This is a genomic window from Acinetobacter sp. YH12254, from assembly GCF_013417415.1.
GTDB lineage: Bacteria > Pseudomonadota > Gammaproteobacteria > Pseudomonadales > Moraxellaceae > Acinetobacter > Acinetobacter pseudolwoffii.
This window is the reverse complement of the sequence record NZ_VPEB01000002.1, coordinates 38,248-64,832: the sequence shown is the minus strand read 5'-3', so window position 1 is coordinate 64,832 and position 26,585 is coordinate 38,248. Positions and strand designations below refer to the sequence as shown.

General features: G+C 42.6%; 22 protein-coding genes. 14 read left to right on the top strand and 8 right to left on the bottom strand.

All coding sequences use genetic code 11. The annotated features are described in order from the left end of the window. Positions 1–2 precede the first annotated feature (2 nt). The gene (locus FTV29_RS02050; RefSeq protein WP_180074992.1) at positions 3–1,322 is read right to left on the bottom strand and encodes an MFS transporter; all 1,320 of its coding nucleotides are present in this window, start codon (positions 1,320–1,322) and stop codon (positions 3–5) included. Positions 1,323–1,496: 174 nt separating this feature from the next. On the opposite strand from FTV29_RS02050, the gene FTV29_RS02045 reads away from it, so the two are divergent. From FTV29_RS02045 to FTV29_RS02030, 4 genes are all read left to right on the top strand, one after another. Further along, positions 1,497–4,253, top strand: a complete 2,757-nt coding sequence (locus FTV29_RS02045; protein WP_180074991.1) for an autotransporter assembly complex family protein — start codon at positions 1,497–1,499, stop codon at positions 4,251–4,253. A gap of 36 nt (positions 4,254–4,289) precedes the next feature. After that, positions 4,290–8,813 carry a translocation/assembly module TamB domain-containing protein gene (locus tag FTV29_RS02040; RefSeq protein WP_180074990.1) on the top strand — a complete coding sequence of 1,508 codons (4,524 nt, stop codon included), beginning with the start codon at positions 4,290–4,292 and terminating at the stop codon, positions 8,811–8,813. A 335-nt stretch (positions 8,814–9,148) separates the two neighbouring features. Beyond that, positions 9,149–9,349: a hypothetical protein gene (locus FTV29_RS02035; RefSeq protein ID WP_005170554.1), complete on the top strand. Its 201-nt coding sequence runs from the start codon at positions 9,149–9,151 to the stop codon at positions 9,347–9,349. A gap of 313 nt (positions 9,350–9,662) precedes the next feature. Further along, complete coding sequence (locus tag FTV29_RS02030; RefSeq protein WP_005097198.1) at positions 9,663–9,866, top strand: hypothetical protein; 204 nt, start codon at positions 9,663–9,665, stop codon at positions 9,864–9,866. Positions 9,867–9,954: 88 nt separating this feature from the next. Here the strand turns inward: FTV29_RS02030 and xseB are convergent, their stop codons facing one another. Continuing rightward, positions 9,955–10,149 carry an exodeoxyribonuclease VII small subunit gene (gene xseB / locus FTV29_RS02025; protein ID WP_005170556.1) on the bottom strand — a complete coding sequence of 65 codons (195 nt, stop codon included), beginning with the start codon at positions 10,147–10,149 and terminating at the stop codon, positions 9,955–9,957. Continuing rightward, positions 10,139–11,410: an exodeoxyribonuclease VII large subunit gene (xseA, locus tag FTV29_RS02020; RefSeq protein ID WP_180074989.1), complete on the bottom strand. Its 1,272-nt coding sequence runs from the start codon at positions 11,408–11,410 to the stop codon at positions 10,139–10,141. Before xseA ends, xseB begins: the two co-directional genes overlap by 11 nt. A 350-nt stretch (positions 11,411–11,760) precedes the next feature. On the opposite strand from xseA, the gene FTV29_RS02015 reads away from it, so the two are divergent. From FTV29_RS02015 to gltS, 7 genes are all read left to right on the top strand, one after another. Beyond that, the gene (locus FTV29_RS02015) at positions 11,761–12,195 is read left to right on the top strand and encodes an I78 family peptidase inhibitor (RefSeq protein WP_005097195.1); all 435 of its coding nucleotides are present in this window, start codon (positions 11,761–11,763) and stop codon (positions 12,193–12,195) included. Positions 12,196–12,309: 114 nt separating this feature from the next. Continuing rightward, positions 12,310–12,669 (top strand): hypothetical protein, encoded by a 360-nt coding sequence (locus FTV29_RS02010; protein WP_005097193.1) that lies wholly within the window; start codon positions 12,310–12,312, stop codon positions 12,667–12,669. Between the two features lie 217 nt (positions 12,670–12,886). After that, positions 12,887–13,156, top strand: a complete 270-nt coding sequence (locus tag FTV29_RS02005) for a hypothetical protein (RefSeq protein WP_005097192.1) — start codon at positions 12,887–12,889, stop codon at positions 13,154–13,156. Positions 13,157–13,453: 297 nt separating this feature from the next. After that, the gene (locus tag FTV29_RS02000) at positions 13,454–16,093 is read left to right on the top strand and encodes a bifunctional aconitate hydratase 2/2-methylisocitrate dehydratase (RefSeq protein WP_005097191.1); all 2,640 of its coding nucleotides are present in this window, start codon (positions 13,454–13,456) and stop codon (positions 16,091–16,093) included. Positions 16,094–16,189: 96 nt separating this feature from the next. Beyond that, entirely contained in the window at positions 16,190–16,912 is a 723-nt protein-coding gene (locus FTV29_RS01995; protein WP_005097190.1) for a hypothetical protein, read from the top strand. A gap of 112 nt (positions 16,913–17,024) precedes the next feature. Then, on the top strand, positions 17,025–17,246 hold the full coding sequence (locus tag FTV29_RS01990) for a hypothetical protein (protein WP_080633091.1): 222 nt from the start codon (positions 17,025–17,027) through the stop codon (positions 17,244–17,246). Between the two features lie 124 nt (positions 17,247–17,370). After that, the gene (gene gltS, locus FTV29_RS01985; RefSeq protein WP_159138304.1) at positions 17,371–18,594 is read left to right on the top strand and encodes a sodium/glutamate symporter; all 1,224 of its coding nucleotides are present in this window, start codon (positions 17,371–17,373) and stop codon (positions 18,592–18,594) included. A gap of 152 nt (positions 18,595–18,746) precedes the next feature. Here the strand turns inward: gltS and FTV29_RS01980 are convergent, their stop codons facing one another. Then, positions 18,747–19,610: an alpha/beta fold hydrolase gene (locus tag FTV29_RS01980; RefSeq protein ID WP_180074988.1), complete on the bottom strand. Its 864-nt coding sequence runs from the start codon at positions 19,608–19,610 to the stop codon at positions 18,747–18,749. A gap of 117 nt (positions 19,611–19,727) precedes the next feature. On the opposite strand from FTV29_RS01980, the gene FTV29_RS01975 reads away from it, so the two are divergent. Further along, positions 19,728–20,186 carry a hypothetical protein gene (locus FTV29_RS01975; RefSeq protein WP_005097113.1) on the top strand — a complete coding sequence of 153 codons (459 nt, stop codon included), beginning with the start codon at positions 19,728–19,730 and terminating at the stop codon, positions 20,184–20,186. Between the two features lie 82 nt (positions 20,187–20,268). On the opposite strand, the gene FTV29_RS01970 is transcribed toward FTV29_RS01975, so the two are convergent. Next, the gene (locus FTV29_RS01970; protein WP_005097112.1) at positions 20,269–20,487 is read right to left on the bottom strand and encodes a hypothetical protein; all 219 of its coding nucleotides are present in this window, start codon (positions 20,485–20,487) and stop codon (positions 20,269–20,271) included. Between the two features lie 584 nt (positions 20,488–21,071). After that, positions 21,072–22,358 carry a branched-chain amino acid transport system II carrier protein gene (brnQ, locus tag FTV29_RS01965; protein ID WP_180074987.1) on the bottom strand — a complete coding sequence of 429 codons (1,287 nt, stop codon included), beginning with the start codon at positions 22,356–22,358 and terminating at the stop codon, positions 21,072–21,074. Between the two features lie 350 nt (positions 22,359–22,708). On the opposite strand from brnQ, the gene map reads away from it, so the two are divergent. After that, positions 22,709–23,503, top strand: coding sequence for a type I methionyl aminopeptidase (gene map, locus FTV29_RS01960; protein ID WP_074383204.1), 795 nt, complete (start codon positions 22,709–22,711; stop codon positions 23,501–23,503). 232 nt (positions 23,504–23,735) lie between these two features. Here the strand turns inward: map and FTV29_RS01955 are convergent, their stop codons facing one another. Then, complete coding sequence (locus tag FTV29_RS01955) at positions 23,736–24,635, bottom strand: LysR substrate-binding domain-containing protein (RefSeq protein ID WP_005097107.1); 900 nt, start codon at positions 24,633–24,635, stop codon at positions 23,736–23,738. A gap of 176 nt (positions 24,636–24,811) precedes the next feature. On the opposite strand from FTV29_RS01955, the gene FTV29_RS01950 reads away from it, so the two are divergent. Next, complete coding sequence (locus FTV29_RS01950; RefSeq protein WP_180075058.1) at positions 24,812–25,717, top strand: polysaccharide deacetylase family protein; 906 nt, start codon at positions 24,812–24,814, stop codon at positions 25,715–25,717. A 159-nt stretch (positions 25,718–25,876) separates the two neighbouring features. Here the strand turns inward: FTV29_RS01950 and FTV29_RS01945 are convergent, their stop codons facing one another. After that, positions 25,877–26,575, bottom strand: coding sequence for an NAD-dependent deacylase (locus FTV29_RS01945; protein WP_074383202.1), 699 nt, complete (start codon positions 26,573–26,575; stop codon positions 25,877–25,879). Positions 26,576–26,585 lie beyond the last annotated feature (10 nt).

Below are 26,585 nucleotides of genomic sequence, written 5' to 3'. Positions count from 1 at the left end.
AATTAATCCTCCAAGGGCGCTTTTGCAGTTTTGATCATTGGTTTCAGGCGGTAAAGTAGCCATAGAGTAAACAGGCCACTTAATACTGCGGTAATACAAAAAAGTATTTTAAGATCAAGCTCTAAAACACTTAAAATAATAATTGAGAATATAGCAGAAGATACCATGAAAACGGCATTCAGAATGTTATTTGCTGCAACCACACGCGCACGATGTGAGCGGGGAGAATGCGCCTGCATCATGGCATACAGCGGTACGATATAAAAACCGCCGCTAATTCCGAGTAAGGTGACAGCCAGCATCACATGGTAATAGCTCCAGCCTTGCTGAAAGACATCTGCCAGGCCGATTAAAGCACCTGTACGTTCCGGAACAAAGGCCAGACTCGCGGCCAAATATAGGGCAAACACTACTAGACCGATCGCGCCAAAAGGCACCATCTTGATATTGACCTGGCTGCCGCCAATTTTACGGCATAAATATGAACCTAGCCCAATCCCGACCGAAAAAAAGGTTAAGAGCAGACTGGCGACATTTTCAGATGCATGCAGATTTTGTAGCGTCAGCTGAGGAATCTGGGTCAGATAGGTTGCACCATAAAACCAGTACCATGAATTGCCCAGTAAAATGGTAAAAACCAAAGGTAAGCCTTTGGCATATTTCAAGGTCTGCAAGCTGGTACGGAAAAAGTTCCAGTCAACTTGCAACTCAGGTGCGGGAATGCTTTGTTTCAGAATATAGCGACTAGATATATAACCAATCAAGGCGATGCTGATGAGGGTTAAACTGATCCAGATCAGGTTACCGGCCGAAGCAGCAATGACTGCGCCGCCCAGAATCATACCGAATAGGATTGCCAGAGAAGTTCCGGACTGGAACAGGGCATTGCCGGACATCAGTTCATCCGGTTTCAGGACTTCAGGTAAAATGGCATATTTAATCGGACCAAAGAAAGTGGATTGGGTGCCCATCAGGAATAGGGCAAATAACAGAATCCATAAATTGCCCAGCAGGAAACCGATAGTTCCCAGCAACATGATGATAATTTCCAGAAGCTTGAGATAGCGAATCAGCTGTGAACGTTCGTATTTGTCGGCAATCTGACCGGCAGTGGCTGAAAAAATAAAATAAGGCAGAATAAACAGTAAAGCCGCCAGATTATTCAATGTGCTGATGCTGGCCGATTGCTGTTGAATCCAGCCATAAGTGATGACCAGCAGTAATGCCTGCTTAAATACATTATCGTTTAATGCACCAAAAAACTGCGTCAGAAACATCGGTAAAAAGCGCCGAGAAGCTAACAAATGTTCATTTTTGTTCATATAGAGCGTGCTACATTAAGTTTTATTAAGAAATGTCAGTTATGCGTAAACATTGAGAAAAATCATGTAAGATACTTTCAGCCATGTAAAGGTAAAAACCAATCAATTAAGCTCTTTAGCTTATATTTTTCGGTCAAATAATCAATTAAAGAATGTATTCGTTTCGAGTTTGCCATGCCTGCAAAGAAAAAATTTAAAAAAACGATGCTTCATCGCAGTATGGGGTCGCTTATACCACTTCAGAGTGGGGCACAGCTGTGTATGAGCATTTTTTTTATGATGTTATCCCATCAGAGCATGGCACAAACCGAACAGCCTGAAACACCTGTGGCCATTTCTCAGTCAGAAATGGTAGATGAACTGTCCAAAGAAGCGATGCGACAGGGACTGGTCACATCTGAAAATGAAGCCACCGAAAAAATTGAAGAAGCGATACAGCCGGAAGCATCTGTCGACAGCATGTTGATGCTGGAGCAACAGCAAAATGCAGGCTCCGGTCTGGACGTATTTACACCGATCCAGTTCGATGATCTGGAAGAGCTGCCGATCCAGTCCATTGACCAGAACATGGCGAATGAAATTTATCGTGAGGCCGAGCAAGCCAAGCAGGAAGCACAAAATTATCGCAATACCCAGACCGCTGAAACAGTCGTAGCAGATATCAGTCAGCAAGAGTTACTTGAAATCAATCAGGCACCTGTAAATGTCGACCAGTTGATGCAATCGATTCAGGCAGACAGCCAGATTATTGTACAAAATAATGAAGCCGGCATGACTTTGCCAGAAATAACGGGGCCACTTGTTGCTGAAGATGAGAAACGTCCCAATATTTTTAAACGACTATTTTATAAAATCCGTCCGCCACGTCAGATCATGACCGCGAGAGTTCCGCGAATTAGTGCGGATGTGGTGATTATGAACGGCGAAGGTATTGCGCAAAGCAATGGTATGCTGAATCGTAGAGCTGAGCCTGAAGGCTATCTGAATTTAAGAAATAATGTCAAAGCCAAACTGTCCAGTTTTACCCAGGAGTCTTTTGGCGACTTTAATTCCGCTTTGCCACAACTGCGAACCTTGTCCCGACAGGCGGCACAGGCAGTCGGTTATTACAATGCCCAGTTCAGGTTTGAAAAAATCTCTGATAGTCGCGTTCGGGTTTTTGTCACCCCGAATGAACCTGTGCTGATCACTACACAAAATCTGGAATTTAGCGGAGCGGGTGCGGAACAGCCGCAATTCCAGGTCATCAGTCTTTTGCCTGAGCAGGAAGAGGGCGATATTTTCAATCACGGCAATTATGAACAGACCAAACAACGGATTAATACTGCCGCCAATAACAACGGTTATTTTGATTCATACTGGCGCTTGCATGATGTCAAGATTGCACAGCCACAAAATACGGCCGATGTAAATCTACGTTTCGAGACAGGCGAGCGTTACAAGCTGGGCAATGTCGAGTTTAGAATGAGTGATCCTGAAAAGGAATTTCCGCTGGATCGTGATGTACTCGAAAGTCTGGTCACCTGGAAAGATGGTGCAGACTATACCTTCTGGCGAGTGAATAGCTTGGCCAATAACCTGACCAACTCGCGCTATTTTAACTATACCCTGGTGGACGCAATTCGCCCTGATCCGGTTGACAGGGAGCTGGAGCTGGCACCGGATATTCAAAGCCTGATAGAAGAACAGAAACTTTCTGAAGATCAGGCGACTGCGACACAGCCTGATCGCTCAGTAGCATCTGCTAAAGAAGTCACTCAAAATGTCGTCGATGAAGACCAGTTTGCCGGTAGCCGCGATCAGGAAAATCCAAATTTAAGAAGCTTGCGGGTCGAGCAGCAGACCAAAGAAAATGAGCAGGAGCGTTTAAAGGCACAAGCGCGGGAAGAGAAGAAAGTTCCAGTGATTGTGACTTTAAATGCAGACCGTTTAAACAGTGCTGAACTGGGTCTGGGTTATGGAACAGATACCAATATCCGTCTACGTGGTCAGTACCGCCGCGCCATTGTAAATAAGCGCGGACATTCTTTTGATGCCAACCTCGAGTTGTCCGGTATCCGGCAGTCCATCGATGGTCGTTATAACATTCCTTATCACCATCCGCTGAATGATTATGTCAGTATTGTCGGTGGTTATGAGCGCGAAGAACGTGATGGCGTGGCTCAAGGTGAAGGTCTGCAAATTGAATCGGCAGTGCTGGGTGTAGACCGGATTATTAAAAACCCGCTGGGTAACTGGCAGCGTACTTTTGGAGCGCGTTACCGTCTGGATCGCTTGAAGCAGAATGGTTCTGTTGATTTTAACCAGATTCCGGAAGCGTTTCGCTTTAATACCGAAGATGAACAGCAGTCGTTACTGGTCGGTTATGAAGTTTCACGTACCGATACCGATCGTCGGGTCAATCCGACCAAGGGTTTCAAGCAGACCTACAAAGTCGAGCTGGGTAGTGAGGCGTTATTGTCGGATGCAGATATGGCGATTGTAAATGCAGGCTGGCGTTTTATCTATTCATTGGGTGAAAATGCAGATCATCAGTTTGTTGGACGTGCCGATGCCGGTTATATCTTCACTGAAGATTTTGCCAAAGTGCCGTATAACCTGAGATATTTCACCGGTGGTGACCAGAGCATTCGTGGTTTTGATTACAAGAGTCTTTCTCCGGAAATTGAAGGCTTTAAAGTCGGTGGTCAGGCCTTAGGGGTTGCTTCCTTAGAGTATAACTATCAGTTTAGGGAAGGCTGGCGTGCTGCGGTTTTTGCAGATGCCGGAAATGCTTATAATAAAGAGTTCAGTAATCCGACCGAATATGGCGCGGGTGTGGGGATACGTTGGGCCTCACCGATTGGACCGATTCGTATCGATGTGGCGACTGGATTGTCTGATGACAATCACCCAATTCGTCTGCATTTCTTTATTGGTTCGCAGTTATAAAACATCATTTTTTAAAAATAGTTATTTGGGTACATCATGGTCGAGAACCAACCACAGCCAGAACAACAACCACAAGATAGCGTTGTGCCGAAAAAGCGCCGTATATTGAGAAGTATCCTGTTGTCGGTACTTTTCTCACTCATTTTCCTGCTCTCTGTGCTGGCGCTGCTGTTTTCGACCAATCAGGGCAGTAAGTTCCTGCTAGATCAGGTATTACAACGCCAGCAAATTATTCATTATGAATATGAAGGCGGAAATTTATGGCGTGGAATTATTCTTAAAAATGTGCTGGTCAGCCTGAAACCGGTCGATGTCAAAATTGATCGTGCTGATGTAAAACTGGGCTGGCGGGCGATCATCAAAAAAGAAATTCATCTGAATGAAGCAGATGTCCGTAACCTGCAAATTATTAATAAAACTCCGTCTAGCAGCGAACCTTTCAAGTTCAATGCCATCCGTTTGCCTTTTGTGCTGCGCGTCGATCATCTGCTCCTTGATCATCTGGTGATTAAAACCCAAACCACGGCAGTTGATTTTTATAATATCGAATTAAATGATGCGCTCTGGTCTGGTACCGAATTAAACTTTGAAGATTCCCGCATGGATATGGGTTATCTCTCGGTGCGTGAAGCGACGGGTAAAATGCAGTTTGAAGGCAAATATCCACTGGATGCCCGCGCAATCGTCAATCTGCCTTCTTTAAGAGACAGCTTGAATATTCATGATATTCAGGTTCGGGCGCGTGGCACGCTGGATACGATTCAGGCAGGCGTAGCGACCAATACACCCGATTTATTAACCGGTTGGGCCATCGTACATCCAATGCGGCCCCAGGTGCCGATGCGTGGCGAGTTAAAATTTAAGGATTATAACTGGCCGATTCTGACTGAGCAGAAACTGTTTACGAAAGACGGGATTGCCGAGTTCAATGGAGATATCGATCGTCTGGACTTGAACGTCCGTACCGACCTGATCGGTGAAAATATTCCACAAGGCCAGTATAACGCGGTGATGTATACCGATCTGGTCAATCAGCTCAATATTACCGATCTGAATGGCCAGCTGATGAAAGGTGCGGTTAGCCTTGCCGGGACAGTGGGCTGGAACGAACAGGTAAGCTGGGATCTGAACGGACGATTAAACGGAATTGATCCTAAGCATGAACGTATCCCGCAAGTCGTACAAGACTTTTTACCACCTAGCCTGGATGGCAATATTGCCTCAAAAGGCAATCTGGAAAATGGCCTGCATCTGACGGCGCTGGTAGATTTTGACCGTTATGAAACTTGGAATATCAAACTGGATCAGAATCCGGTTAAAGACAATAAAGCACAACCGATGCTTCTGGATGTTGCCTGGCAAAATATCGACCGCGCCGTACCCTATGTCGGCTGGCTCAGCAGTCAGTCTGGCGATGTGAAACTGGCACTGGTCGAAGGCCAGCAGAATATTCATGTGGCAACCAAAGTCGAACAGCACGAACAAGGTCTTCTGCCAGCAGGCATGTATCAGGCCAAACTGGATCTGAAAAATAATATTCTAAATGTGCCGAGCTTCAATTATAGCGCCAATGCACAGGCAGGTAGCTTAAGCGGTCATGCGCGAATTGAACTGCCACAAGAAAAACGCCAGTTGAAATGGACTGCATTATTAAACGCCAAAGACTTAAATACCCGAAGTCTCGCTGCGGCTTCACCGATAGACCGTTTAAATGGCCAGATCAAGGCCAATGGCTATGCACAACCCAATCAGCAGATTATTAAACTGTCTAATGTAGACCTGACTGGGCGCCTGGCAGAACAGAACGAAACAGTACGTCTGACCGGTAACAGTACCATTGCTTTATTATTCCATAATGAAAAAGCCGGCGGTGGTTTTAGAGGCTATGCAGTCAATTATGATGGGGCTTTAAATGCCAGTCAGTTGCAAGCCAGTCAGGGAATCCTGAAACTGCGTGTTTCAGGTACACCAGAAGTATTGAGAGTCAATGAATTGCGTCATGATGGTATCGCTGGCAAGATTAATGCCAATGGTTTGGTGAATCTGGCAAATGGTATTGACTGGGATATTAACGCTTCATTAATCCGCTTTAAGCCGCAATATTTTAATGCCAACCTGAAAGGCGAGTTGTCGGGCAATGTAAAAACCCAAGGGGTTTGGTCAGATGCCTTAAAACGCATTCAGATCCAGCGTTTGAATCTGGCCGGTATGTTAAATAACAAGCCGGTACGAGGCACAGGTAATTTATCAGTCATTATTAATTCAAATCAGCGTGGTTTTGTTCCAGAGCAGTTTGAAGCCAATAACCTGTTCCTGTCTTATGCCAGCAACCAGATTCAGGCCACCGGCAATGCGCAGAATCTGCAACTCAAAGTCAACGCACCAGCATTGTATGAGTTATATCCGGGCTTAAGAGGTCGTGCGCAGGGCTATATCAATATGCAGGCGCAGCCACGTTTGCAGGCTTCGGCAAATCTTTCGATTGATAATTTTGCCTTTAAAAACCTGATGAGTGTGCAAAAAATTCGTGTCCGCGGGCAGTTGCCGACCTCGCAGACCACAGCAACCTTATTAACTGCCACAATGGATCGCTTGCGTAGCGGTTCACGGGAAATTGTACGCGGGGAAATATCACTTGCCGGTACTCGTGCGGCGCATATCCTTAAAGTTCAGGCAGAAAATAAACTGTCAAAATTCTTTGTGCAGCTGGCCGGTGGCTTTAATGCACAAAATAACTGGCTGGGTCAGATTCAAAAAGGTGATTTTGACTCTTTGCGTGCTCATTTAGTACAGCGTCAAAATGCGGCAGTGATTTATAATGCGGCCCAGTCTGATCTGTTTGTCGGTGCACATTGCTGGATGAGTCAGCAAAGCCAGTTGTGTTTTGATCAACCGATTCGGGTCAATAAAACCCGTGGCAGCGTATCCTTTGTGACCCAAAACCTGGATCTGGATGATTTCAGTGCATTCCTGCCTGAAGGGCTGGCATTGACCGGTAAAGTGAACGGTTATGCCAAGGCAGCCTGGGCGCAAGGTGCTAAACCAAAAATCGATGCGCGTCTGGTCACCCGAAGTGGTGTGGTCGGCTTATCTTCGGAAGACCCGGATTATTTAGGTTCTACCCTAAAATATGATGAAGTGGGTCTGGTGGCAAAAAGTGTCGCAGAAGGCTTACAAGTTCGACTGGATGTAAAAACTCCGGATATCGGGACAGGGTATGCCAATGTCATTATTGATCCATATCGGGACAGTAAACCGATGCGTGGCGAAATTGCCTTTAATCAGGTACAGCTTAAAGTCTTTAAACCCTTTATTCAGGACATCCGTAATCTGGATGGCACCTTGTCCTATGCCGGAAAAGTGAGTGGAACCTTAACTGATCCTTTGCTGGAAGGTGAGGTTCGAGTCAAAGATGCTTCGATCAGCATGATCTCCTTGCCGGTGAATCTGACCAATGTGCAGTTGTATTCATCGATACGTCAGAATTCTGCCAGTATTAATGGTGCATTTAACAGTGGTCGTGGCGTGGGTAAATTGACCGGTTCAGTCGACTGGAAAGGTGATCCGCGAGTGCAGTTAAAACTGCAAGGTGAAAATCTGCTGATTCGTCAGGCACCTTTAATTACTGCCGTGGTTACGCCCGATTTAACTTTGGACATGTATCCATTCAATAAAAAGCTGAGTCTAAGTGGTACGGTTGATGTGCCACGTGCACTAATTTCTATGCCTGAAGCCTCAGAACCTGTGGTTGGACTTTCTTCAGATGTACGTGTCGTGCGTGAAGGTGATGACCAGCTGGCTATTCTCAAATCTGCCCGTCCTTGGGATATTCGGGCTGATGTGGCGGTTTCTCTGGGCAATCAAGTGATATTCCAGGGCTTTGATAGCCGTATTCCGCTATTGGGCCGGGTCAATCTGTCACAGCGGGGTCTGGAAACTGCGATGCGTGCCAATGGTGCGATCGGGGTATCACAGCGGGTGAAAATCGAAGCTTATGGTCAGAGTCTGGATCTGAATCGTGCCATTGCCCGTTTTAATGGTGAGTTGACCAATCCGACGCTGGATGTTGATGCCAATAAGTCGGTTCAGGGAAGTACGGTCGGGGTACGGGTGACGGGCACTGCTTCAAGCCCAAATATTCAGATTTATAATGATGCTGGCTTGTCAGAGCAGGAAGCTTTAAATGCCTTGATTACTGGTCGTATCAACGAAGGTGCATCCGGTTTAAGTCAGGCTGAAGGATTCAGATCTGATGTGAATAATACCATTGCCGCAGCAGGTATCAGTCTGGGCCTGGGTGGAACCCGCGCGCTGACCAACCAGATTGGACGGACGTTTGGCTTGAGTGGTTTGGCACTAGATGCACAAGGAACAGGGGATGATACCCAGGTGTCGGTGACCGGCTATATTACCCCTGATTTATATCTTCGTTATGGCGTCGGAGTTTTTACCCCGGTGAACAAACTGACTTTACGTTATCAGGTGAATCAGCGTCTTTACTTGGAAGCGAGTCAGTCCTTAGAACGTGCAATTGACTTGTTCTATAATTGGCGTTTCTAATCATAAGGACAGATAAATATTTTTAAATGATTGCTAGATTTCATTAGATATCTTTAATTGATCAAGAAATGGTCAATTTATTCATATTTAAATAGATGCTGAAAATACCCTCATCCTTCTCGGATGAGAAGCACTGCTTCGCAAGAGGATGAGGGTATTTTATTTATAATGATTAAAAAATGACTTATCAAAGAACGCTATTATTTATTGATATGTATCTGGCTTGAACACCGCAATATAGATCCGGTTACACAAATGATCATGCTTGACCCTTGAATGAAACGATCAAATGTTTGAGCATGATATTTTCTGGGTTATAAAAGTGATGGATCGCCATGATAGATGAAGAAAAGCCGTTAAACTTCGATGATGACAATGAGCCTCAAGATTTCGAAGATGAAGAGTTTATCGATGATAAGAAAGAGGATGAGCTGTACAACACGATTACCAAAGATGGTTCAAGTGTTGATCCTGCAGATGATGGCACGCGGCATATTCACCCTGAAGATGGTGATCCCATAGAAGTTGAAGAGTAAAGACAAAAGCCCAATTCAATATTGGGCTTTTTATGTTCGTGATTTTCTTTGTCATGAAGTACAGTGCTTTTGGTATACACCTGTAGAAGCAATGAATATCAGAATTTAAGCGCAATGGGCTGCAAAAAAGTTGTGAAATATGGCTGAAATTATGTTTCTGTTACATCCTTAAGAAAAATGAATGAAGCAATAAATCAGCGCTAAAATATAAAAAATCAATCAAATCAGATCATAATAAATTGAAAATCAATAAAGCCTTAATAAAATTAGGTGTATATTGAAAGTACAATTTCACTCATCAGAGTATGTTCGCATGGCGACTAAATTTATAATCCGTTTTGCAATGATTCTATTCGCTGTACTTATTTTGACTGCGCTTTCGATTCAATTTTTCTTTGATCCAGAAGTGACTGTGGTTTTATGGATCTTCGCTGTACCCTTTATTCTGGGGGTGCCAATTTTAGCCTCTGTCGTATTGGCAAGTAATGAGGAACTGGATATTCATAGCGTAAATTAAATTGAAAAAAGCCCTCATTTTTTGAGGGTTTTTTATGATATAAAGATGCTTAAATAGCCTAAGCTACTCAACTAGAGTCATTCAATCACTAATCTTTAAATGTGTCATTTAGCGCACTTTGCACCGCTTCAACACGTGCCTTACAGGCTTTATAGGCGCTCATGGATTCTTCCACGATTTTCATCAGATTATCAATGTCCGGTTCTTGCTGAGATTCGAGCAATTCTGCATTCTTTTTCAGGATGTCATAGCCTTGCTGGAAGCTTAAAGTATCATGAGTCATGGGGAAGTACCTGTATAAGTTGTGCTGAAAAAATGCCATCCTGCAGTTCTACCTGAACCGGATCGCTGGGCTGAATCTGGTTGATAGAACCCACCACATGTTCTTGCTGACGTACGATGGCATAACCTTTCGATAAAACATGTCGTGGATTTTGCAATAGCGTTTCCCGCATTAGGGCATCTAGCTGCTGATTGATTAGTTGGGTATGTTGCTGAGCCAGACTGGAGGTATTGGCCTTGATCTGTTGCAGACGTTGCAGGGCATCCATAATCTGGCTGTTGGCCAGACTTTGAATGAGTTTTAAGAATTGATCATTCTGATTTTGGTAGGCCTGAATTTGCTGTTGAGATAAACGCTGAATCCGCTGTAAATAATTCAAGACATCTTGTGTGAGTTCGACTATATGATTGCGAATTCCGGCGATGACTTTACTCGGAGTATCAAAGGAGCGATGCGCAATCTCATCCAGAATGGTGCGGTCTTTTTCATGTCCGATGCCCACCCAAATCGGAACCGAGCGTTTACAGAGCAGGGCAGCCAGATCATAATCATTTAAATAAGCCAGATCATTGACTGCTCCGCCACCCCGAATAATGACGATTAAATCTGGCGCAGTGTCATAGGTTTTCGCCCATTGTTTCAGAGCTTGTGCCAGACTCTGCATAATGCTTTGCGGGGCAGAATTTCCCTGAAAAGTCGCAGTGTGATAGATAAACTCGCAAACTTGCGCACGATGTAGTGCATCGGCATCTTTTCTGAAATCTCCGAGACCTGCTGCGTTTTCGGGAGCAATCACCAGAATCCGGTTCAAATCAAAAGGACTGGGCAGGTTTCTATTACGCTGAATCAGCCCTTCAGCGCTTAGCCTGTCAATAATCTGCTGATAACGCCGGGCAATATCACCCAAGGTATAACCCGAGTCAATCTCAACGATATTTAAAGAAAAACCATATTGTGGATCAAAATTGGCTTTGACTTTAATCAGAACTTTGAGATCACGACTTAATTCAATCCCGCTTTCACGTTCAAATTGAGTGACAATTTTCTGGGCGCTAAATTTCCAGATGGTGGCTCGGCAACTGGCAATGACCTGATCGCTATCAGCCTCTTTTTCTGCCAGTTCCAGATAATAATGACCTGCTTTGATACTAAGGTTGCGAATCTCAGCTTTGACCCATACCGGCGTATCGAAAGTGAGTTTGACCACTTCCTGAACTGTCGCAAGATATTCCTTGAGGGAGAGTTGGAGATCGTCTGTCATGCCAGTAGAAAGTTTAAAATTCAATCAAATAGTAAATCAATCTGGCAAAGATCACAAATCTAAAAATGCAGTTATTTAAACTTTATGTAATGACATTGTGTTGATAATGGAATGAAGAATCACTTAATTGAGAACGCTAAATTAGTATTCTTTTCAATTTAAACAGATTCCACGCATCTCTAGCTTCAGCAATCAAATAGTTGGCAAGATAGCAATACTGAATTTAGCAATACTTTTATTCTTAAACTTTATTGAAGGTGTTTGATTAACAATGTACACAGACTTGTGCCTAGAAAAGGTATGGAGATATGCTAAATTAGTGCAGAATTATTGAAGAAGAATACACGCTCATGAAAAAAACAATGCTGTTCGGTTTGCTGGCGGTTGCTTTAAGCGCCTGTACCACTACACCACAATCAGAAACGGAAGCGCCCAAAATAGGTATGCCAAATCCTGCGAGCGCTTATTGTGTCAATCAGGGTGGCAAGCTTGAAATACGTAATGAAAGTAATGGCCAGGTCGGATATTGTCATTTAAAGAATGGACAGGTGGTAGAAGAGTGGGAGTTGCTGCATATGAACCAGCCTAAATGTATTGCCGATCAGGCGACGGCATTGGTCGGTCAGTCCAACCTGACTGAAGCGCAAATCAAACAGAAAACCCAGGCGCAGATTGTACGTATGGTCGAGCCGGGTCAAGCAGTCACCATGGATTATCGTGAAGAGCGTGTGACAGTAACCGTAGATCCTGCCAGCAAAAAAATTATTCAGGCTTCATGCGGTTAAGTATTTAAAAAACAAAAGCCCATTGCTGGGCTTTTTTAAATTTAGAGTCATACTTGCATTTTAAATGACAAATCTTCCCCGATCTTTTATATTGCCCCTCGGAAGGAGAAACTCATGAAAAAGTTATTGGCTTTATCGTTTATGCTGGCTCTGGCCGGTTGTGCCGAGAAGAAACCCTTAACCCCTGAAGAGCAGTGGCAAGGTTATTGTCGAAGTGTGGGGAATGCCGCGCGGACCATTATGCTGGATCGTCAGAATGCGATTGAGAAAGAGAAAGCAATCGAGCATGCCCTCAAGATCGATGATGAAACCACCAAAGGTTTTATTCTGAACATTATTGATGAAGTCTACGCACTTCCAGCCGAAGAGATTAAGGCAGATGTAAAAGCAGCCCGTGAAAAAGTCCGCGCTGAGTTTACTGAAAAATGTATTGCCACGCCGCATGATGAATTACCAGATTACAAACCGTTCTAGGGAACGGTTTTTTTTAATGGCTGAATCGGGCATAGCAGCATCTCTTTAAAAAAAACTATCAACCCGAATAAAAGACAAAAAACCTCTACTTAATAATAAAAAAAATAGCCTAAGCAAAATGTACACTTTGTGACAATTTCTAAATCTAAAATATAGAAATACTTATCTTTATATTGAATAATGAATTTAACTCCAATTACCCGAGGAGTAACACAATATGCAAGTCGTCAGATATTTACATCATTCTGATCTGCTCTTAGAAGATGAACATGGTGTAGTCATTATTGCTGGTAGTCGCTATGTCCTGAGCGTAGGCGACAAAGTATTTTTAAAGAAGGTGCTAGAACAAGAAAAAAAGCTGTATCAGGTGGATATTTCCTTTGCCAGCAATAATCACAGCACGATGTGTGAAGATGAATGCGTGGTGAAATTCAAAGGCTGCCGAGATTCATATCAGCAATATTTAAACTCGACCACTGTACACTAAGGTGGAGTATCTTTTTAACTTCAAATCAGGCAACATCATGGTTGCCTTTTTTATGCATTAAATTCAGTTAAAAGGGCCTGCTCATAGGCTTGTTTCTTGAGATCTGATCTAAAAGTGATTATTGAATAATCATTAAGAGCATCATTTAGTTATAAAATAACGAGCATCACAAAGAAACACTTGAGTTGCATTAACTTTTAACTGGAAATTTAGTAAAATTTCGGAGTCCATATTATTTGTGAAGCTTGGAATAAGCAGGAATTCATAAGTAATTTTTTAAAAAAGAGGAATAACACTGTGCTAGAAGCTTACCGCCAACACGTTGAAGAACGTGCCGCACTCGGAGTCCCACCGAAGCCACTTGACGATGCCCAAACCGCTGCATTAGTTGAACTACTAGTTAACCCGCCAGCTGGTGAAGAAGCATACTTGGTAGATTTGCTTGAAAACCGTGTACCAGCAGGTGTTGACCAAGCTGCATATGTAAAAGCTGCGTTCCTGGCTGCATTGGCAAAAGGCGAAGCAACCTCTCCACTTATTTCTAAAGAACGTGCGGTTTACTTGCTAGGTACTATGCTTGGTGGTTATAACGTAGCGCCTTTAGTTGAACTTTTAGACAACGCTGAACTTTCTGAGCTTGCTGCTGAAGCGCTTAAGAAAACGCTTCTTGTATTTGATGCATTCCACGATGTCGCTGATAAAGCAAAAGCGGGTAACGCAAATGCACAAGCTGTTATGCAGTCTTGGGCTGATGCTGAATGGTTTACTTCACGTCCAGACGTTCCTGAAGAAATCAAACTGACAGTTTTCAAAGTCACTGGCGAAACCAACACTGATGACTTGTCACCTGCACAAGATGCTTGGAGCCGCCCGGACATTCCATTGCACGCAAATGCAATGTTGAAAAACGTACGTGACGGAATCAACCCGGAAGTTCCTGGTGAAGTTGGTCCATTAAACCAAATCAAAGAATTGATCGCGAAAGGCAACCAAGTTGCTTACGTAGGTGACGTTGTTGGTACAGGTTCATCTCGTAAATCTGCAACCAACTCTGTGCTTTGGTTCTTTGGTGATGACATTGCTCATATCCCGAACAAAAAAGACGGTGGTTACTGCCTAGGTTCTAAAATTGCGCCAATTTTCTTCAACACGATGGAAGATGCGGGTGCATTACCGATCGAGATCGATGTTGGCAACATGAACATGGGCGATGAAATCGTTCTTAAAATCGATCATGCTGCTGCGAAAGTTTCTGCATCTAAAGACGGTGCTGTAATTGCTGAAGCTGATCTTAAAACACCTGTACTTCTAGACGAAGTTCGTGCTGGCGGTCGTATTAACCTGATCGTTGGTCGTGGTTTGACCACTAAAGCACGTGAAGCTTTAGGTCTTCCAGTATCTACGTTGTTCCGTACTCCGGTTCAACCTGCTGCAACTGGCAAAGGCTTCACTCAAGCACAGAAAATGGTTGGTCGCGCTTGTGGTCTTCCTGAAGGTCAAGGCGTACTTCCAGGTACTTACTGTGAACCTAAGATGACCACTGTTGGTTCGCAAGATACCACTGGTCCAATGACGCGTGACGAATTGAAAGACTTGGCTTGCCTAGGTTTCTCTGCTGACCTTGTTATGCAGTCTTTCTGTCATACCGCTGCGTATCCAAAGCCAGTTGACGTTCAAATGCAACACTCGCTTCCTGATTTCATCATGAACCGTGGTGGTGTGTCTTTACGTCCAGGTGACGGTATTATCCACTCTTGGTTAAACCGTATGCTTCTTCCGGATACTGTGGGTACTGGTGGTGACTCGCATACTCGTTTCCCAATCGGTATTTCGTTCCCGGCGGGTTCTGGTCTAGTAGCTTTTGCTGCAGCAACTGGTGTTATGCCACTTGATATGCCTGAATCTGTACTTGTGAAGTTCAAAGGTAAAATGCAGCCTGGTATCACACTACGTGACCTGGTACATGCAATTCCTTACTACGCAATTCAAGCGGGTGACTTAACTGTAGAGAAGAAAGGTAAGAAAAACATCTTCTCTGGTCGTATCCTTGAGATCGATTTGACAGAAATGGAAACTGACCTGACTGTTGAGCAAGCATTCGAATTGTCTGATGCTTCTGCTGAACGTTCAGCTGCTGGTTGTTCGATCACGCTTTCTGAAGAGAAAGTTGCTGAATACCTTCGTTCAAACATCACTATGCTTAAGTGGATGATTTCTGAAGGTTATGGCGATGCGCGTACAATGGCTCGTCGTGTTGAGAACATGGAAAAATGGTTAGCGAATCCATCACTGCTTAAAGCGGATGCGGATGCTGAATACACGAAAGTGTATGAAATCGATCTAGCTGACATTAAAGAACCTGTTCTTTGCTGCCCGAACGATCCAGATGATGCAAAACTTCTTTCTGACGTTCAAGGCGTGAAAATTGACGAAGTATTCGTTGGTTCTTGTATGACAAACATTGGTCACTTCCGTGCGACTGGTAAATTGTTAGAGAAAGTTCCAGGTGGTGCATTGTCAACTCGTTTGTGGATTGCTCCGCCAACGCGTATGGACGAACATCAGTTGATGGAAGAAGGTTTCTATAATATTTATGGTAAAGCTGGCGCGCGTACTGAAATGCCAGGTTGTTCATTATGTATGGGTAACCAGGCACGTGTAGCTCCGAACACGACTTGTGTATCGACTTCTACTCGTAACTTCCCGAACCGTTTAGGTCAAGGTGCTAACGTTTACTTGGCTTCTGCTGAACTTGCTTCTGTTGCTGCTGTATTGGGTAAATTACCTTCTCCAGAAGAATACCAACAGTACGCAGCTCAAATTGACAGCATGTCAGCTGACATCTATCAATACTTAAGCTTCGACAAGATGAGCGAATATACTAACGCTGCTAAAGACGTTGATACGAAGAAAATTGCTGCTGCTCAGTTGACTTAATATTAAGTTGATTAAAAAGTAGTTTAAAATAAGGGCTGATTGATCAGCCCTTATTTTTTACGAAAAGAAGAATTAAATTCTATTTGAGCGATGTGAATGGAAAGGTTAATAGATCCAGATTATTTAAATGCTAATCAAGGTGTCTTAGCTTTACTAATATTTTTATTTGGTATGGCAGTGACAGTTGTTAGTATAGTTGTAAAATATTTTAATAATAAACCTAAATTTAAAATTACTACTATTGAAGGTCCAACTTTTACTTGTACTTTTGAAACAGGAAATGTTTTTAATGGGCATCAAGCTCATATAACAGCAGTGGCTCTTTATTTAGATATAAAGAATGTTGGTAAATTACCTTGTGGTATAGATAAGATTTTCATTGGGTATAAATGGAATATAATCCCTTTTAGTTTTAATTGGCTTAAATATCGTTTCTTGGGTTGGTTTTGGCTAAAAGAGCAGGTAATAGCTTTAGATGATTTTCAAGTCAAAATTGGTGATAAAATTAAGGTATATCCATTTTTAACTCAGTTAAATACGCTTTCTCCTGCCAAAGTAGAAAAATATATAGAAGTAGGAAAAGGTATTAGTGGTGTTGTATATTTTGAGCAGCAAGAAAGTTGGGGAGCGATGTCGCCAGTTGTACATAATAAAATCACTAAAATAAAAATCTGTATAGTTGATTCATTTGGAAAGAAGCATAAAAAAATTTTGAAAATTCCTGTGGTGCAGTTAAATGAAGCATTTAAATATAATCCGTCCTTTGGGATGACATATCACATTTTGAATGATGAAAAGAATATTTCCAAAACTTTATAAGGGACTAATCATTTAAAATGAATTTGTGCTCATTAATATTTCTCTCTTTACACCTAACTCAATACAGCGTTTAATCGCCACATTGAAAAATGATTTAAAAGTTGATATAACAATGACAAAACAATCCCGATTCCTCTGTATTGGCGGTTTCCTTAACGGAACCCAAGTCAAAGACCAAGGCGACAGCTTTGTCTGCATCGAAAAATGCAAAAATGTCACCTATACCAAAAAGGAAATATTCCATCCTGATTCATGGGATCACGACTACTATGTTTGTGAAACGACCACAGATCAGCAAGCGCGCAACTGGGTTTATGATATTCCATCACGTTAATTGCGTCTATTCGGGCTATAAATTAAACAATTATTAGAAACAATAACTTGCATTACATTTCTATGATTGATTTTTCATCTCTCTTTCCCAAAACTGTATGAAAATAAAGCCAATAGGGAATGTTATGACTTATGAAATAGATGCCTTTGGCACTCTAGTAATTGCTGTTTTTTTTCTTTTTATTGGGCGGTATCTTGTTAGTAAAATTAGCTTCTTTAGGAACTATAACTTACCTGAACCTGTAATCGGTGGTTTAGTCGCAGCGATTACGGCCTTTATTTTCTATAAATTGTTTAATATCAGTGCCACATTTGACGCACAGATTCAAACCATCCTGATGCTGATGTTCTTTACTTCTGTTGGCTTAAGTGCAGACTTTTTGAAACTGAAAGAAGGCGGAAAATCGCTCCTGATCTTTCTGGTCTGTGTCATTTTATTTGTAGTCGTGCAAAATGCGGTTGGTATGAGTTTAGCCACAGTGCTTGGACTTGACCCATTGATCGGGTTGATTGTTGGTTCTGTCACCTTAACGGGTGGTCATGGTACCGCCGGTGCCTGGGGCGAGGTTCTGGAGACTCAATATGGAATCCAGGGAGCAGTTGTCCTTGGTATGGCAAGTGCCACATTTGGCTTGATTATTGGTGGACTTGTAGGCGGTCCAGTTGCCAAGTTCCTGATTAAACGCAACCAACTGGCTGAAACAGTAGCGCAAGAGACCAATGAACAACAGCTCGAATCGCACATTAACACCGCACCCTTTGAGTATCCAAAGAAAACCCGATTGATTACATCCAGTAATGCCGTGTCGACTTTGGGGATGTTTGCCCTGTGTATTTTTGTCGCCAATCAGATGACAGACTTCAGCCAGGGAAGATGGTTTGAATTGCCCACTTTTGTATGGGCTTTAGGCACAGGTGTGATTGTGCGTAATGTCTTGGAGCATGTGCTGAAAGTCGATATCTTCGACCGTGCAATCGATGTATTTGGCAATGCGTCTTTATCCCTGTATTTATCTATGGCTTTACTATCACTGCAACTCTGGTTACTGGCCGATTTGGCAGGTCCGCTCATTACCATTTTATTGGCGCAGACAGCGGTATTGATTTTATTTACCGCAATTGTGACCTTTAGAATCATGGGCAAAAATTACGATGCAGCAGTATTAGTGGCAGGGCATTGTGGTTTTGGTATGGGGGCAACACCGACAGCGATTGCCAATATTCAGGCGGTGACCAATAGCTATGGTCCATCACATAAAGCTTTTTTAATTGTACCGCTGTGTGGTGCATTTTTTATTGATATTGTGAATGCTGTGGTGATCCAAAGCATCATTGCATTTTTCGGCTAAATGTTAATACGTTTTTAAAATCATACATGCAATAAAAAGCCCCATGGTTAGGGGCTAGTCGTATATAGGTCAAGCCCATATACTGTAAGAGGCTCATCTCAAACTGAGTGTATTAGAACATAGCAGCTTGCAAATAACCATCTAAATCTGATTTAAACCGTCAATTGTTGTTCAATCACCGGCCATAAATTCTCATGTGATTTTTTAAACATCAGCATATGGCCAATGGCTTTATGCGCATATCTTTTAGGTTGAAGCTCAATCATCTGAGTATCTGCATTGGGGTATAAGCGCAGTAAATCTTTTACATTTGCTTCTGTTGCAATTTCATCATCCGATGACCAGATCGAAATAATCGGGCAGGTGATTTGAGCATGAAAATCTGAGCGTGGCAATATGGTTTTACCCATTGCATTCATGACATAGCCCGGTTTGCTACAGAACTGTGCCCATTCACGCGCCACATCTTTAGGCAGATTTTCGCCCATGCCAATGGCTTGAGTCGGAGCATATCCTTTGCTCATACGGGCCAGTGGGAAAATGACATTAAACATGACCGGCGCCAGCAGTTTGGTTTTACCTTTAAGTCCTTTGACATGTCCGGTTGAGCCAGCAACAGCCACCACTTTTGCGACTTTGTCATAATTTGGTACGATCCCCAGAAGCTGACCACCAGCACTATGCCCCAGCAAAATCACTTTTTCTGCATGAGTACGTGCTAATAAAGCATCAATCGCGGCGGGAATATCCAGTTGACCCCATTGCACAATGCTGGCTTTGGACTGTTTTAAAGGGCCTGCGAGTGACTCACCAATTCCCCGAAAGTCAAAGACCAGTACCGCATAGCCCTGAGCTTGCAACCAGATGCAGAAATGATGATAAAACTGTTGGGTAATACCTGTGGCAGGACAGACCAATACCGGACGTTTTTCAGATTCTGAAGAAGCCGCATAAAAGCGTGCACTTAAGTGATAGCCATCCTGGCACTGTAGAGTCAATGTTTCAAATTCAGACATACGATACACTATGATTTTAGCTTCCTGATGAAGCTTTAACTTTATACAGTTTTTGAAGGGATGCTTGCGCAAAGCATGACTTAAAAGTCAGTAAAATAATAGATATGGAATGAGCTTATGCTATCAATGGAACTTGCACTGGCCGTTAAAATCGCCATTATTTTTAGTGGAATATTCTTGTGGATTGGGATGTTTACCGGGGTCTGGAAGTATTGGCAGATCCGTCAATCACCACAGTCACGCGCACATTATTATGTCGATATTGCCCATCGTAGCAGTCTGCTATATGCACCAGCGACGCTAATTCTGGCAGTTCTGGCATATTATTCCGATTTATCCAGTGCCATGAATTTGATCTGCGTACTGGTGAATATCGTATTTTTTAGTTTTTCGATTGCAGCTTATATGCTGCATGGTTTCCTGCAAGATACCACCAATCAGTTTAAGCAACCGCATCAACTGGGTCGGTTTCATCTACCTGGCAGTCTGATGAGCTTGGCAATGCTGGGATTAATTATTGCAGAACTTGGAGGAACGGGGATTTTACTCTATGGCGCATTTGGTGGGCTATTTTAATTATTCTTAAAAGTAATATTTTGGTTTTTTTACCAGATGGATGACTGGCCACATCATCCATCTGGGCTAATTTAAAATTTGATTATCGGTATTTCTGGTCTATGGCAGCCCATAGGAAGAAAGCAGCTGAGACGATCAGCGCATAACCAAAGTATTCAAGTTTTAAATTACCTTGAATTAAGCAATGGACGGTTAAAGTCAGCATAAGTGCAAAAGTGGTGCATATAAATGTCACCAGATTGGTGTCGTTGGCTTTAAGAGCGTCAATGAAGACTTGCTTGTTGAAATGTAATGATAACATCTCCATCCCTCCCATTTATTTATGTTATTGAAGACTAAAGCAGATTAAGTTAGTCAGAATTGAACATACAGTTGTACTGTTTAATATCAGCCTTTGCAACCATCGGGCTGCACTTTCAGGGTCAAAATGGCCTTCTTTAGTCGTAAAAATACATAATCAATTGATTAGTAAAGCATTATATATTCAGATTACACCTCCATATCGTCATGAAAACAATAGCTAGCAATTGTTTGATGTGAGCAGATAGAAAATGCAAATTCTACGCCAAAGATATGTAGTGTTAATCAATAGAGTGTAAGACTGTGTATAAGTCAGGGGGCAAGATGGTTTAAGTCAGCAACAACATGTATCTAAAAGCTAAAATTCAAAAAATTATTTATATTTATATTAAAAATAGGATCATTCGAGCCTAATTATGAATCACACTTTCTGGAAAAAGCACGAGTAAATAGACACACAGCGATGATTTGATATTGTCTGTAAGAAACAATAAAAGTCCGTTTGGGTAAAACCTGACAATTATTGATCACGCTAAAACCGGATTTTGGGTAAAAATACGATCTTTATCAGACAGCCTAGAAAGATTAGTTTCTAATACGGTCAATCACAGCTGCAATTAGCAATACAATCATGGACGGGATAAACCAGGCCAGATTCTGTTCTGATAGAGGTAAATTTTGCAGTAATGCAGGCAATTCAAAACCAGCGACTTTTAATCCGTCAAAAATACCAAAGATAAAGGCTACCAAGGTCACTGGCGCAATCACATGAGAGGGTTTCTTGAAGAAGCTTGCACAGAAGCTCAGCATAATGACGCTAATGGCAGGCGGATAAATCGCGCTCAGGACAGGAACCGAAACAGCAATCAGTTTGGTTAAACCCAGGTTTGAAATCACCAGTGAGAAGCCCACCAGAACAAATACAAAGATCTTGTATGGAATCTTGGTCAAGTTGGAGAAATACTCAGCGCAGGCACAGGTCAGACCAATTGCAGTCACCATACAGGCAATAAAAATCATGCCAGACAGGAAGTAAGCACCCATATCACCAAAAGCATGTTGTACATAAGCATGCAGGATAATGGCACCATTGGCTGCATTTGGGGCAATCTCATGGCTACCCAGTCCAAGTTTAAACAGACTTAGATACACCAGAGTTAAACCAATACCAGAAATAATGCCGGCATTCACCGCATATTTGGTAATCAGTTTTTTATCGGTTACACCACGTGAAGTAATGGCTTTGACAATCACAATACCGAAAACTAAAGCGCCCAAAGTATCCATGGTTAAATAACCATTCACGATACCTTCAGTCACTGGACTGGTAACATAATTATCGATCGCTGCAGGCGGATTGCTGGCAGGGATCATCACGGCTGCTACACCCAAAATGATCAAAGAAATAATTTTAAGTGGCGACAGGAAATAGCCGACGGTATCCAGAATCTTGTTCGGATATAAAGACACGATGGTCACTACAGCAAAATAGATGATGCTGTAAATGAGCAGGCTGCCAGATTCATTGCCAAAGTAAGATGAAAAACCGATCTCATAGGAAACGGTTGCGGTACGTGGTGTCGCAAATAAAGGACCAACAGCTAAGTAACATATCACGGTCAGTAAAATGCTGGCTGCTTTGCCAAGAGGCGAGCTTAGTGCCTGAATGGAGCCTTCAACGCGAGACAACGCAATAATGGTAATCACGGGTAAGCCGACTGCTGTAATAAGGAAACCTAAAGCAGCGAGCCATACGTGTTCACCGGCTTGTTGAGCCACAATCGGTGGGAAGATAATGTTGCCCGCACCAATAAACAGTGCAAAGGTCATAAAACCAAGGGCGACAATATCCCGGGTACGCAGACTTGTCATAAAGGGAGATCAATAGAACAAAAGAAAGCGATTTTAGTGTATATGTCCAATTTTTTGGAGTTTATTTTAAAGCTGGAAGCCTTGATTCTAGTGAGTTTGCGGATCACATAACCGGTCATTCAAATCTTGGTAGAAATATATGTTTGATAATTCGCTGAAAAATATATTTTTCCTTATAAGCTCAAAAGATATCTACACTTGATATCAAAATATGTCAGTTATTGTTTGTATAAATAAGCAGCAGTGAAAATTCCTATTTCAAGGAAAATTGCTATGCTGAAACTCAACAACTGCGACATATTTCGCAAAAAAGGGATTATAATTCAGGGATTCATAGTGAGGATAGGTATATGCGAGCTCCAGCGATTAGTCTTAAAACTGAGCAAGATGTTGAAAAACTGCGGATATCTGGGCGTTTGGCCGCAGAAGTTTTAGCGATGATCGGGGAGCATGTCAAGCCAGGTGTCACGACCGAATATCTGGATGATCTCTGTCATGATTTTATTATCAATACTCTAAAAGTAACACCGGCCAATATTGGCTATTATGGTTATACCAAGACCACCTGCATTTCGCCGAATGAAGTAGTCTGTCACGGTATTCCATCCTCAAAAACCGTGTTGCAGGATGGTGATATTATCAATATTGATGTGGCGATCATCAAAGATGGTTATTTCGGTGATACCAGCCGGATGTATTATGTGGGAACGCCATCTCCAGAAGCCAGACGTCTGGTCAATACCACCTATGCAGCGATGCTGGCCGGGATTCATGCAGTGAAGCCGGGAGCTACCTTAGGCGATATTGGTTATGCAATTCAAACCGTTGCACAGCGTGAAGGCTATTCGATTGTGCGTGAGTATTGCGGTCATGGCATCGGCAAGGTTTATCACGAACAACCGAATATTCTGCATTATGGACAGCCGGGTCAAGGCATCAAGCTGGTGCCGGGTATGGTCTTTACCATTGAGCCGATGGTAAATATGGGTAAAGCTCGTGTCAAAGAACTAAAAGATGGCTGGACTGTGGTTACCACGGATAAATCGTGGTCTGCACAATGGGAACATATGGTTTATGTGACCGAAACCGGATTTGAATTACTCTCTCCATGGCCTGAAGGCACGGGTGATTATCCGGAAATTTAAAATTTTGACGGGATTTCTGTTAAAAACTTTTGACTTGCCAAATTTACAAGTTCATCGTTTTTGCTGACAAAAATATACAAAACACTACAGCAAAACAATGGTTTGAAAATAGAAGTCTGGTTAGACTGAGAATTAGTTACAAAGTTTCCTTTTTTATTCACTGTGCTGTAGTGACCTGTTTCTCTAGCTCATTTTTCCCCAAGAATGAGCTATTTTTTTGTCCATATTTTTATTAGCTATGGTTTAATTCTGCGACCAGATAGTCAATAAATACCCGGACTGCAGGCAGCAGACCGCGACGTGAGGGATAAACCGCATGAAAAATACCATGCGGTGCTTTCCAGTCAGGTAAAACCCGTACCAGTTCGCCACGTGCCACATACTGCTCTACCACGTTATCTGGCAATAAGGTCACCCCGCAGCTTGAAGCCGCAAGTTGCGCCAACATATTGAGGTCTGAACCCAATACAGTTGGACTGACCCGAATTTTCTTTTGTTCTTGCTGCTCGTTTTGTAAGGTCAGAAATTGTTCGGTATGATCTTCTGCCATAGTCAGAATCTTATGTTCAGCCAGTTGCTCGGGGGTTTTTAGCTCACCAAACTGATTGAGATAACCTTGACTTGCAAACAGATGCTGTTCAATTTTTTCAAACTGACGGATGACCAGATTCGGATCGTCATCCAGATTGGAGCGTACCCGCAGTGCCAGATCACAGCCTTCATTAATGATATCGACCCGGCGATTGGTGATCATCATCTGAACTTTAATTTCTGGATATTGCTTGAGGAAGTTTGGCAGGATTTTGGCGATTTCATTCTGGGCAATTAAAACCGGCAAACTGACTTTAATCGTACCACGCGGTTCGGTACTAAGATGATCGACCAGATCATGTGCTGCCTGTGCTGCATTTAACATGACTTGTGCATGGCGGTAAACGTTCATGCCAATATCGGTGACCGCAAAATGACGCGAACTGCGTTGAATCAGGCGGACACCTAGACGTTCTTCCAAGTTATGGACACGACGGCTAAGCTTGGATTTAGGGATGTCTGTTGCACGTTCGGCTGCGCTAAAGCCGCCATGTTCCACCACCTGTGCAAAGCAGTAAAAATCATCAAGATCAGTCAGCATTCCAAAATTCCATTTATGCAACAATCTGCTGATTAAAAATTGATTGTTACGTTCTGTCAATTAAAAAAATTATTGAAGTTACTAAAATTTAAAAGCCAACACACTCGATAATGTGATACATAGGCGCTCATTTATAATGTCTGGAATCTCATTACACCACAGCTAAGTGGTGATTCATTAAAAAAATTGTCTTAAGCCTATGTCTCTGTGTTTCTCATGTGGCTTTTGCTCAACAGATCGCCCTCAGTTTCGATGATGGACTAGACCCAGCCAATAACCCAGATGCTTGTCATATCAATAATGACATTCTAAATACCCTAAAACAAAAGCGAATTTTGGCTATTGTCTATCCAAGCGTCAGTAAAATTAGCACAGAAAAAGGGTTGCAGATGATTTCAGAGTGGGGGAAACAGGGGCATCGAATAGGCAATCATGGAAATTTACATCTTAACCTAAATAAAGATGAGATTAGCTTGAAAAATTATTTAAAAGACATAGAGCAAGGACATCAAATATTTTCTACATTACCCGGATTTGTACCACGTTACCGATTTCCATTTCTTAAAGAGGGAAATACGCTAGAAAAAAGGGAAGGAGTACGACAATGGCTGATAACCCATCATTATCAATCGGGAACTGTTAGCATCGATGCGAGTGATTGGTATTACAATCAACTGTTTTTGCAGTATCAGCAAGCACAAGATCAAGAAAACCTGAATAAATTAAAACAAGCCTATCTGTTTCATTTGCTTGATCGAGCACAGTATTACGATAATTTAGCACAACAAACATTAGGACGTTCCCCCAAGCATGTGCTTTTACTTCATGTAAGAGCCATTAATGCGGCTTGGCTAGAAGACATTATTGACTCGTTTAAGCAACAGGGCTGGAAATTTGTTGATAGTGATAGCGCTTATCAGGATTCAATTTATAAAATTCAGCCACAAACTCTACCTGCGGGTGAAAGTATTTTATGGAATATTGCACAAATTTATGGGCTCGAGTCATTACGTTATCCAGCTGAAGATGCCCCATATGAATATCCAAATTTGAAGAAATTTGGTTTAAGTGTGGCGCCTTAGATACGGTTATTTCACTTTAGAAAATCACGAGGTGTATGCTATAGACAGTAAGAGTTAGATGTATTTAGGCTGTAACCAATATGATTAAGTGTCGCTACGTTTTCTAAATACCTGAATAATCATCATTGAACATGACACAGCATATGTCTTGTGATGAAATTATTTTTCTAGGAGCTGGATCAACTGTTGCATACCGTGAGTGGCCGTTTGGGTGATCTTGTGAAATTGTACCGGCAATTGTTGTTGGTCTGCTTTGGGGTCAATATAATAGGCCTGGCAAGATGCCGGAATGTCATGAATCAATCCCGCCACTGGATAAACTTGCAGACTGGTGCCAATCACCACAAAAATATCGGCATCTTGTACACAACTTTGGGCTTCTGCATAGGCAGGAACGGCTTCGCCAAACCAGACCACGTGTGGACGCAGTGGATAACCTGCTGTGCAAAAGTGCTTGTTTAAATCTAATTCAGTTTCTTCAACCGGATAGAATTGGGTCGTACTTTGTGCATCTGGACCTGAGGTTTTAGCCAGTCGGATATTGCCATGAAGATGAATCACTTTGCTGCTGCCGGCACGTTCATGCAGATCATCGATATTCTGGGTAATGACATGCACATCATAATCTTGTTGCAGTTGCGCAATCTGGAGATGTGCAGTATTTGGCTCTGCCTCCAGAATATTTTTTCGGCGTGCATTGTAAAAGCACTGCACCAGTTGCGGATCTCTGGCCCAGGCCTGCGGAGTGGCGACATCTTCAATCCGATACTGTTCCCAAAGACCATCGCTGTCACGGAAGGTATTGATGCCACTTTCTGCGCTCATACCCGCACCTGAAAAGACCACCAGTTTTTTCATTATTTTTCTC